The following is a 9,552-nucleotide window of genomic DNA, read 5'->3' as shown; positions in this document are numbered from 1 at the left end:
TTGGCCTGGGGGTTTTTTTTTCTTTATCTCACCCCCAGCGAGGCCAGACCGGCGGGGCGTGTTTGTGCGCCGCGTCTGCCCCCCAAACCCCAACACCCCCCCCACGCCGCAGGGTCCGGGCTTCCGGCGAACGGTCGCCCGGTGAGCGATCCTGGGCGCATGGACGGGCGCGGACAGCCAACAACGGTGCGGAGGTGACCCCATGACCACCGAACCGCCGCCGGGGCGCCCCGCCGTAGAGATCCAGGAGGTGCGCCGGATCCGCCTGGTCGAGGCGCCGACGCCGCCCCTGACGCCCGAAGCACGGCAGGCCGTTGACCGCGCCTGGGAGGAGGCGGTCCGGGCCAATCCGGACCTCTTCGACGGACCCGTGGTGGCCTGCACGCGGCTGACGCGGACCGGCCCGCACGACGTGACCGTCTCCTGGGCCCGCACCACCTACCGCCGATACGTCCGCCGCCGGGGCCCGGGCGCGACCCCGGGGCTGCCGGCCCTGTTCGTCGCCGTCGTGCAGCCGGCCGAGGACGGGCGGGTGCTGGTGGGGCGGATGGCCTCCTGGACGGCCACGCCCGGGCGTTGGCAACTGCCGGGCGGCTCCATCGAACCGCCCGCTCCCCACCGCCCCCTCGATAGCGCCGCGCTCCAACGGCACGCTGCCCGCGAACTGGCCGAGGAGACCGGCGTCGACACGCCGCCCGGCGACCTGGCGCTGTGGCTGGTGCTACGGGGCGCGCGCGGCAGCGTCGGGGTGGTGTTCCTGGCCCCCGAACGGCCCGCGCGGTGGTTGCGCGAACGCAATGCGGCCCTGGCGTCGGCGGAGGCCGAGCGCGGGCGCGGTGCCGAGTTCGACCGGGTCCAACTCATCGGCTCGGACGATGAGTTGGCCGACCTGGGCGGCTCGTGCGCCACCTATCTGGCGCCGGTGGTGCGCCGCTACGGCCGTTCCTGAGGCACCGCGCGACGAGAGCCCGACCGTCCGCTCGGGTAGTCCCGTGCCTGTCCCGCCGCCCTGGCCCGAGGGGGGAGCGGGTGAGGGGTTACCGTGTGAAGATCCGTCGGCCATGGCAGTCGACGGAGGGGCGGCCGCTCCCGCGCGGCGCCCGGATGCCTGATGAAAGGTGCGGAGATGACCAACGTGCACGGCGAATCGATCGACCTCCCCACACCGGACGGAACCGCCGACGCCTATCTCGCCCACCCCGACGACGGCGCGCCCCACCCCGGGGTCCTGTTCTACATGGACGCCTTCGGGCTGCGCCCCGCGTTGAAGGAGATGGCCAAGCGACTGGCGGGGCAGGGCTACACGGTGCTGGTGCCCAACGTCCTCTACCGCGCCGGCCGGGCCCCGGTGGTGGAGCTGCCCGAGCACATCAACCCCGCCGAGCGGCCGCAGATCTTCGAGAAGATCATGCCGATCATCCAGTCCTTCACGCCCGAGCTGGCGATGCGGGACGCCGGCGCGTACCTCGACTGGCTGGCCGCCTCGCCCCTGGTCGCGGACGGCCCCGTGGGCACCACCGGTTACTGCATGGGCGGCGTGCTGGCGGTCCGCACCGCGGCCGCCTACCCGGACCGGATCGCGGCGGCCGGCGCGTTCCACGCCGGCAACCTGGCCACCGACGCCGAGGACAGCCCGCACCGGGCCCTCGACCGCGTCACGGCCGAGCTGTACTTCGGCCACGCCGACAACGACCGCTCCATGCCAGCGGAGCAAATCGCAGCCCTGGAACGGGCGTTGGACGCGGCCGGCGTGCGCTACCGCAGCGAACTGTACGAGGGCGCCCAGCACGGTTACACCCAGACCGACACCGCGATGTACAACGCCGAGGCGGCCGAGCGCCATTGGCAGGCGCTGTTGGACCTCTTCGGGCGGACGCTCTGAGGTAGCAACGCGCTAACACCGGGGCGACGTCGGGTACTTGAGGCCGCGTCGACGCCGAGGCCGGTGGTCGGGCGGATCGCCCGACCACCGGCCGTCGGTCGCGACTACCGACTACCGGCAGCCGGTCGCGCTCCCGCTGTCGATCGGGGTGAACCGCAACTGGGCGTGGTCCTTGGCGTTGACGGCCCGGTGATAGGTGTCGGGGTCGACCGCGAACCAGACCCCGTTCTTGCGCCGGTCGCCGTTGACGCCGTCCAGCCGCACGCACCAGCGCTCCGGTCGGACCTCCCGGCGGTAGCGCTCGGTGCCCCGCACACTCTGGTGACAGTCCTGGTAGTGCTCGGTGCTGTACCAGGTCTTCTTGCTCTTGCCGCTGCGCGTGGTGTGTTTGACCCGCCGGGTGCCTGGGGTGCAGGTGGTGACCCGGTGCGGGCGGGTGGCCTGGGTGGTCTGTCTGGCGACGTGGCGGACTCCGGCCCGCAGCCCCGAGACGGCGTCCCGGTGCGGTAGGACGCTCTGCCCACCACCGCCGCCACCACCACCGCCGCTGCCGCACGCGCCCAGTCCGGCCATGAGGAACGCCGCCAGTCCGGCGCCTACCAGTCGGTGCTTCTTGCGCATGTCTCCCTCTGCGGTCGGCGATCAGTGGGCCGTCGGGCGACCCCGGCCCGGCCCCGACAGGCTGGGCGGGACCACCCGCGCCAGGGCAGCGGTCAGGGTATCCGAGACCCGGTTCGGGCCCGCGTTCGGGGCCGCGGCGCGGGCGTTGGGAAACCCCGCCATCCCCGCGCCGCCCCCGCCCGGCGGTGCCAACGGCCGGCCTCAGCGCCTGAGAACCCTGCGCGACAGCACGTTGCCGAGCAACTGCGCCGCCTGGACCAGCGCGATGAGGATGACGACGGTCACCACCATCACCCGGGTGTCGAACCGCAGATAGCCGTGGGTGATGGCGAGGTTGCCGACGCCACCGCCGCCCACCGTGCCGGCGATCACCGAGAAGTCGATCAGCGCCACCAGCATGAAGGTCATGCCGAGGATCAACGGCCCCAGTGCCTCCGGCACCAGTACGGTCAGCAGGATGCGGACCGGGCCGGTGCCCATCGCGCGGGCCGCCTCGATGACGCCCGGTTCCACGGCGAGCAGATTGCTCTCCACGATGCGGGCCACGCCGAACGTCGCGATCACCGTCATCGGGAAGATCACCGCATCGGTACCCACCGCCGTTCCGATCAACTCCCTTGTCATCGGGGACAGTACGACGATCGCGATCAGCGCGGGCACCGGCCGGACGATGTTGACGAAGGCGCTCAGCACGATGAAGACGGCCCGCTGCTGGAGGACGCCGCCCTTGCGGGTGGCGTAGAGCGCGAGCCCGACGACCAGGCCGAGCACTCCGGAGAGGGCGAGGGTGGCCAGCACCATGTAGAGCGTCTCGCCGGTGGCGTCGACGATCTTGGGCCAGAGCAGGCCCCAGTCCTGCTGGATCATGCGCCCACCTCCGCCAGTACCGAGGCGGCGACCGCCTCGTCCACACCGTGTCTGCGCAGCGCCTCGGGGAGCAGGTCCAGCAGCGGCGACGCCTGCACCGCGCTGCGCACGAACGCCCGGGTGGTGGGGTGTTGGGGCGCGGCGAACACCTCGCGGACCGGTCCCCTCTCCACGATCCGGCCGGCGTCCAGCACGGCCATCCGGTCGCAGACCGCCCGCACCACCTCCATCTCGTGGGTGATCAGCACGATGGTGACGCCCAGTTCGTCGTTGACCCGACGCAGCAGCGCCAGCACCTCCTGGGTGGTCTGCGGGTCCAGTGCCGAGGTCGCCTCGTCGCAGAGCAGCACTCGGGGCCGGGTCGCCAACGCCCGGGCGATGCCCACGCGTTGACATTGACCGCCGGAGAGTTGTTCTGGGTAGCGCCGGGCCTGGTCGGCGAGTCCGACGAAGCGCAGCGCCTCCTCGGCCCGTTCCCTGGCCAGGGCCCGACGGGCGCCGGCCTGCCGCAGCGGGTAGCCGACGTTGCCGAGGACGGTGCGCGAGCGGAAGAGGTTGAACTGTTGGAAGACCATGCCGATGTCCCGGCGGGCGGCGCGCAGCGGGCGGGCACCGAGTGCGGCCAGTTCCCGGCCGTCCACGGTGACGGTGCCCGTGGTGGGCGCCTCCAGCAGGTTGATCAGCCGCAGCAGGGTGGACTTGCCGGCGCCGCTGTGGCCGACGATACCGAGGACACTGCCGGCCTCGACGTCGAGGTCGACCCGGTCGACGGCGACCGTCCCGCCGGCGAACTCCTTGCTGACGCCCCGGAGTTGGATGACCGCTCCGGGCACGGCGGACTCCTCCGGACTGGTGGTCACGACGCCCCCTTGAGCTGACGCCCGACGCGGGAGAGTTCGGCGGCCAGTTGGGCGGCGGAGAGGTCGAGGTGGACGGCGGTGCCGTTGGAGGTCCGCCGGGCCTCGTCCTGGACGGGCTTGCTGGCGTAGAGCTTGACGACCTCGGCGTAGTCCGGGTTGTCCCGGTCCGCGCCGCGGGCGGCGATGACGTTGAGGTACGGCCGGATGTCGGGGCTGTGCGGATCGTCCTTGAACAGGGCGGTGTCCGCGCGGATCCCGGACAGGCTGGCTACCCCGTCGTTGATGACCGCGGCGTCCACGTCGGCGAGCAGGCGGGGCGTCTGTTGCGCGTTGACGGGGGTGAACCGCAGGTGGTGGGGGTTGGCGGCGATGTCGTCCGCGGTGGCGTACAGGCCGGTGCCGGGCTTCAGCGTGATCAGTTTCGCCCGGGCCAGCAGCCGCAGCGCGCGGCCCTCGTTGGCGGGGTCGTTGGGATGGGCGATCCGGGCCCCGTCCGGGAGGTCGGCCAGCTTGTCGATCTTCTTGGCGTACAGGCCCATCGGGACGACGGTGGTGGGGGCCAGCGGCACGATGTCGGTGCCGTTCTCGGCGTTGGACTGGGCCAGGAACACCAGGTGTTGGAAGGCGTTGAGCTCGATGTCGCCGGCGGCGAGCGCCTTGTTGGGCAGGGAGTAGTCGTCGAACGGCACCACCTCGACGTCCAGTCCCTTCTTCTTCGCCTCCTTCGCCAGGACGTCCCACTCGGTCGAGTCCCCGCTCACGCCGACCCGGATGCGGTGGGCCTGGGAGCCGGAGGCGCCGCAGCCGGCGACGAGGAGGGCGAGGGCGGTGGCGGCGGCGCCGGCGAGGAGCGCACGGCGGCCCGGCCCGGTGGGGCGTCTGGTGCCTGGGCGCGGTGTGGTGGTGAGCTTGTGGTGCATGGTGGTCGGTCGTTCCCTTGGGTGGTGGGTTGGGGTGGGGCGCCGGGCCCTTGTGGGGTGGCGGCGCCCGGTCTGGTGGGTGGCGCTGTGGGCCGGGGCGGTTACGGCTGGTCGGTGAAGTGGCAGGCGGCCGCGGCCCGTTCGGGGCCGGTCGCGGTCAGTGGCGGGGCCTCCCGCTCGCAGCGGGCGCGGCGGTCCGCGTCGCGGGTGGGCGACAGCGCCGCGTACAACGGGCAGCGTCCGCGGAAGCCGCAGCCGGTGGGCCGTTGGGTGGGGCTCGGCGGGTCGCCGGCGAGCAGGATGCGTTCGCGGCGGCGCTCGCGCACCGGGTCCGGCAGTGGCACCGCCGACAGTAGCGCGCGGGTGTAGGGGTGGCGGGGCGCGCCGAACACCCGCTCCACCGGGCCGTGTTCGACGGTTCGGCCCAGGTACATCACGCTCACCCGGTCGGCGATGTGCCGGACCACGGACAGGTCGTGCGAGACGAAGAGGTACGACAGGCCCAGCGCGGCGCGGAGTTCGGCGAGCAGGTTGAGGATGCCTGCCTGTACGGAGACGTCGAGCGCGGAGACCGGTTCGTCCAGGACGAGCAGGCGCGGCTCCACCGACAGCGCGCGGGCGATGCCGATGCGCTGGCGCTGGCCGCCGGAGAACGCGTGCGGATGGCGGTCCGCGTGCTCGGGCGAGAGCCCGACGAGACGGAGCAACTCCGGTACCCGGGCGGCGATATGGGACCGTTCGGCGCCCTGGGCGCGCAGCGGCTCGGCGATGATCTCGCCCACGGGGAGCCGGGGGTCGAGACTGGACAGCGGGTCCTGGAAGACGATCTGCACCTCGCCGCGCAGGCGCTTGCGCGCGGCCCGGTCCAGGCTCCCGGCGTCCCGGCCGAGCACCTCCACCGTGCCGCCCTCGGGCGCGGTCAGGCCGAGGATCTCCATCAGGGCCGTCGACTTCCCGGAGCCCGACTCGCCGACCAGCCCCAGCGTCTCGCCGCGCCGGAGGTCCAACTCGACGCCGTCGACGGCGTACACGCTCCCGACCCGGCGCCGGAACACCCCACCCTTGAAGACGGGGTAGGTCTTGGTCAGGCCGGTGACGTTGAGGACGGCGGCGGAGGTGTCGCCTTGGTCCGAGGCCGGTGCGGCGGCGGGCGTTGTTGGCTGCGGGTAGACGTCGGTGGCGGTCAGCCCGCGCTCGGCGATCCGGTCCGCCTGGATGCATGCCGCGTGTTGGGGTCCCGACACCGGTCCCGCACCGACCGGCAACAGCTCCGGCTCGGCCGTCCGACAGGCATCCTCGGCCAGCGGGCAACGCGGCGCGAAGGCGCAGCCGGCGGGCAGTTCACGCGGCGCGGGCGGGGAGCCTGGTATCGGAATAAGTGGCGTCCGTGGAAGTCGAGTTGACGCTCCCTCACCCACGCCCGACGCGACCCCTTCGTTCTCGTCCAGTCGCGGGACCGCGCCGAGCAGGCCCATCGTGTACGGCATCCGGGGCGTGGCGAACAGCTCGGTGGCCGGCCCGGTTTCCACCACCCGGCCCGCGTACAGCACCGCGACCCGGTCCGCCATCCCGGCGATGACACCCAGGTCGTGGCTGACCAGCAGCAGCGCCGCACCGGTCGCGCGCTGTGCGGTGCGCAGCACGTCGAGGACCTGGGCCTGGACGGTGACGTCGAGGGCGGTGGTGGGTTCGTCGGCGAGCAGCACCTCGGGCTCGTTGGCGATGGCCATGGCGATCAGGGCGCGTTGGCGCATCCCGCCGGAGAATTCGTGCGGATAGGCCGTGGCGCGGGCGGCGGGGTCGGGGATGCCGACCAGGTCGAGGAGTTCGACGGCCCGGCGGTGGGCGTGCGCGCGGGGGACGTCGTGGTGGGTGCGGATGGCCTCGGCGATCTGGTCGCCGACGCGGTGGACGGGCGTGAGCGCGGAGAGCGGGTCCTGGAAGACCATGCCGATGCGGCGGCCGCGGAGTGAGGAGAGGGCGGCGTCGCCGGCGCCGACGAGTTCGGTGCCTCCGAGGGTGACCGAACCGGTGGTCCGGGCGGTGTCCGGCAGCAGGCCCATGGCGGCGAGGGCGACGGTGGACTTGCCCGAGCCGGACTCCCCCACCAGGCCCAGGACCTCGCCGCGGTGCAGGGTGAGGTCCACGCCGCGCACGGCGGGGGCGGGGCCGTGGGGGCCGTCGAAGTCGACGCGCAGATCGCGGATGCGGAGCACCGCGTCGGCGTCATCTGCCGGTTGGGGGCCCGTCGGCCACGCGGTTCGGGTGGGCTGTGCGGTCGGCTGTGCGGTCATGCGCGTGCGCTCCCTTCCGGGACGGGGTGCCCCTGCTGGCGCTCCTGGTGGGTTCGGCGGGTGGTGCGGCGGCGGGGCTGCCGGCCGGCGCCCCGTCGTCGCGCCCGGTCCGAGGTCGGGTCGAGCGCATCGCGCAGCCCGTCGCCGAGGAAGTTGACGGCGAGGACGAACAGCACCAGCAGTCCGGCGGCGAAGAAGAACATCCAGGGGTAGGTGACGGCGGCCCCGGTGCCGTCGGCGATCAGGGTGCCCAGGGAGACGTCCGGCGGCTGCACGCCGAAGCCGAAGTAGGACAGGCCGGTTTCGCTCATCACCGCGCCGCCGACCGCGATGGTGGCGTCGACGATCAGGAAGGAGGCGACGTTGGGGAGGATGTGGCGGACGACGATGCGCAGCGGGTGGACGCCCATCAGGCGGGCCGCGCGGACGAAGTCGCGTTCCTTGAGCGAGAGCGTCATCGAGCGGACCACGCGGGCGGTGAGCATCCAGCCGAACGCGGCCAGCAGGGCGACGAAGGCCAGCCAACTCGCCGAGCGGAGCCGGGGCGAGACGATCGCGATGACCAGGAAGGCCGGGAAGACCAGCAGCAGGTCGATCAGCAGAGTGGTCAGCCGGTCGGTCCAGCCGCCGAAGTAGCCGGCGCAGGCACCGGCGAGGGAGGCCAGGACGGTGGCGAAGAGGGCGACCAACAGGCCGATCAGCAGGGACTTTTGCAGGCCGCGCAACACCTGGGCGTAGACGTCCTGGCCGATGCTGTTGGTGCCGAACCAGTGGGCGGCGGAGGGTGGTTGGCGCAGGGCGGTGTAGTCGACGTCGGTGTGGCTGAAGTGCGTCAGGTACGGGCCGGCGAAGGCGAGCAGGAAGAGCAGCAGCATCAGGCCGGCGCCGAGGACGGCGTTGGGGTTGCGGACGAAGCGGTGGAGGGCGACGCGGTTCATGGGGTCTCCTCAGCTCGTGCGGACGCGCGGGTCGAGCGCGGCGTGCAGCACGTCGGCGAGGAATCCGGCGAGCAGCACCACCACCGCGGCGAACACGTTGACGGCGACGACGGAGTTGACGTCGCCCTTGCCGACCGCGTCGATGAACCAGGCACCCATGCCGTGCCAGCCGAAGACCTTCTCGGTGAACGCGGCGCCGGTGAACAGGGCGAGGAACCCGTACGCGAAGAAGGTGGACATCGGGACCAGGGCGGTGCGCAGGCCGTGTTTGAGGACGGCGGTGCGGCGGCGCAGGCCCTTGGCACGGGCGGTGCGCAGGAAGTCCGAGCCGAGCACGTCGAGCATCGTGCCGCGCTGGTAGCGACTGTAGGCGGCCGCGGTGCCCAGCGCGATGGCCAGGGTGGGCAGGAGGAGGTGGACCGCGCGGTCGCCGAGGAGGGTGGCCAGGCCGCCGGTCAGTCCGGGGGTCTTCTCGCCGGTGAAGCTGATGAGTTCGCGGCCGGCCGCCTGGTTGGTGTGGATGGCACCGATCTTGAGCAGCACGGCGAGCAGGAACGTCGGGGTGGCGAGCAGCAGGAACGCGAAGAGCGTCACCGCCCGGTCGGAGAACCGGTATTGGCGCACCGCGCCCCAGGTGCCGAGCAGCACCCCGCCGACGGTGCCCAGCAGCGTGCCGGTCAGCAGCAGTCGCAGGCTGACGCCGACCCGTCGGCCGAACTCGGTGCCGACGTCGGAGGAGTCGAGGGTGCGGCCGAGGTCGCCGCCAAGGGCGTGGCCGAGCCAGTTGCCGAACCGGTCCCACAGCGGGGTGTGGTCGTTGATGCCGAGCGCGGTGAGTTGGGCGTCGATCGCGTCGGGTGGTGGGGCCGGTTGTCTGCCCTCGAAGTAGCCGCGCGGCGAGAGCGCGAGGGAGGTCAGGGCGTAGGAGAGGACGACGGCCAGGGCCAGCAACAGAGCGTAATAGCCGAGGCGTTTGGCGAGGTGGGCGAGCACGAGTGGATTTCCTTCGAGGGGGGGGCGGTGCGGCCAGACGCTATCCCACCGAACACCGCCCGCCAGACGGCTGCGTAAACCCCTCATTGCAACCTCAATAAATGGGCTGACCTGGGACTTTGGAATGGTCTGGACCGGCTTACGGTGCCTGTGCGGCGCGATCGCGCGGCGAGGTGT

Annotated in this window: 9 protein-coding genes; 2 read left to right on the top strand and 7 right to left on the bottom strand. The window is 72.5% G+C overall.

Annotated features, from left to right (window positions below; genetic code table 11):
• Positions 1-202 precede the first annotated feature (202 nt).
• Positions 203-949, top strand: coding sequence for an NUDIX hydrolase (locus tag ACFVFQ_RS10790; protein WP_383412181.1), 747 nt, complete (start codon positions 203-205; stop codon positions 947-949).
• 177 nt (positions 950-1,126) lie between these two features.
• On the top strand, positions 1,127-1,882 hold the full coding sequence (locus ACFVFQ_RS10785) for a dienelactone hydrolase family protein (protein WP_383412178.1): 756 nt from the start codon (positions 1,127-1,129) through the stop codon (positions 1,880-1,882).
• Between the two features lie 111 nt (positions 1,883-1,993).
• On the opposite strand, the gene ACFVFQ_RS10780 is transcribed toward ACFVFQ_RS10785, so the two are convergent.
• The 7 genes from ACFVFQ_RS10780 to ACFVFQ_RS10750 form a co-directional block, all read right to left on the bottom strand.
• Complete coding sequence (locus ACFVFQ_RS10780; RefSeq protein ID WP_383412174.1) at positions 1,994-2,503, bottom strand: hypothetical protein; 510 nt, start codon at positions 2,501-2,503, stop codon at positions 1,994-1,996.
• A 201-nt stretch (positions 2,504-2,704) separates the two neighbouring features.
• On the bottom strand, positions 2,705-3,370 hold the full coding sequence (locus ACFVFQ_RS10775; protein ID WP_383412171.1) for a methionine ABC transporter permease: 666 nt from the start codon (positions 3,368-3,370) through the stop codon (positions 2,705-2,707).
• Entirely contained in the window at positions 3,367-4,230 is an 864-nt protein-coding gene (locus ACFVFQ_RS10770) for a methionine ABC transporter ATP-binding protein (protein ID WP_383412168.1), read from the bottom strand. The genes ACFVFQ_RS10775 and ACFVFQ_RS10770 overlap by 4 nt, the downstream gene beginning before the upstream one ends.
• The gene (locus ACFVFQ_RS10765) at positions 4,227-5,150 is read right to left on the bottom strand and encodes a MetQ/NlpA family ABC transporter substrate-binding protein (protein ID WP_383412165.1); all 924 of its coding nucleotides are present in this window, start codon (positions 5,148-5,150) and stop codon (positions 4,227-4,229) included. The genes ACFVFQ_RS10770 and ACFVFQ_RS10765 overlap by 4 nt, the downstream gene beginning before the upstream one ends.
• 101 nt (positions 5,151-5,251) lie before the next feature.
• Entirely contained in the window at positions 5,252-7,444 is a 2,193-nt protein-coding gene (locus tag ACFVFQ_RS10760) for a dipeptide ABC transporter ATP-binding protein (protein ID WP_383412162.1), read from the bottom strand.
• Positions 7,441-8,382 carry an ABC transporter permease gene (locus ACFVFQ_RS10755; RefSeq protein WP_383412160.1) on the bottom strand — a complete coding sequence of 314 codons (942 nt, stop codon included), beginning with the start codon at positions 8,380-8,382 and terminating at the stop codon, positions 7,441-7,443. The genes ACFVFQ_RS10760 and ACFVFQ_RS10755 overlap by 4 nt, the downstream gene beginning before the upstream one ends.
• Before the next feature lie 9 nt (positions 8,383-8,391).
• A complete protein-coding gene (locus ACFVFQ_RS10750) occupies positions 8,392-9,375 on the bottom strand; it encodes an ABC transporter permease (RefSeq protein WP_383412157.1) in 984 nt (327 codons plus the stop codon).
• Positions 9,376-9,552 lie beyond the last annotated feature (177 nt).

The sequence above is a fragment of the Streptomyces sp. NPDC057743 genome (assembly GCF_042798755.1).
Taxonomy (GTDB): Bacteria; Actinomycetota; Actinomycetes; order Streptomycetales; family Streptomycetaceae; genus Streptomyces.
This window is presented reverse-complemented; position numbering and strand designations above follow the sequence as displayed.

Excerpts from the sequence above, each read along its gene's own strand:
- ACFVFQ_RS10790 (WP_383412181.1), top strand. The coding sequence starts at position 203 with ATGACCACCGAACCGCCGCCGGGGCGCCCCGCCGTAGAGATCCAGGAG.
- ACFVFQ_RS10785 (WP_383412178.1), top strand. The coding sequence starts at position 1,127 with ATGACCAACGTGCACGGCGAATCGATCGACCTCCCCACACCGGACGGA.
- ACFVFQ_RS10780 (WP_383412174.1), bottom strand. The coding sequence starts at position 2,503 with ATGCGCAAGAAGCACCGACTGGTAGGCGCCGGACTGGCGGCGTTCCTC.
- ACFVFQ_RS10775 (WP_383412171.1), bottom strand. The coding sequence starts at position 3,370 with ATGATCCAGCAGGACTGGGGCCTGCTCTGGCCCAAGATCGTCGACGCC.
- ACFVFQ_RS10765 (WP_383412165.1), bottom strand. The coding sequence starts at position 5,150 with ATGCACCACAAGCTCACCACCACACCGCGCCCAGGCACCAGACGCCCC.
- ACFVFQ_RS10760 (WP_383412162.1), bottom strand. The coding sequence starts at position 7,444 with ATGACCGCACAGCCGACCGCACAGCCCACCCGAACCGCGTGGCCGACG.
- ACFVFQ_RS10755 (WP_383412160.1), bottom strand. The coding sequence starts at position 8,382 with ATGAACCGCGTCGCCCTCCACCGCTTCGTCCGCAACCCCAACGCCGTC.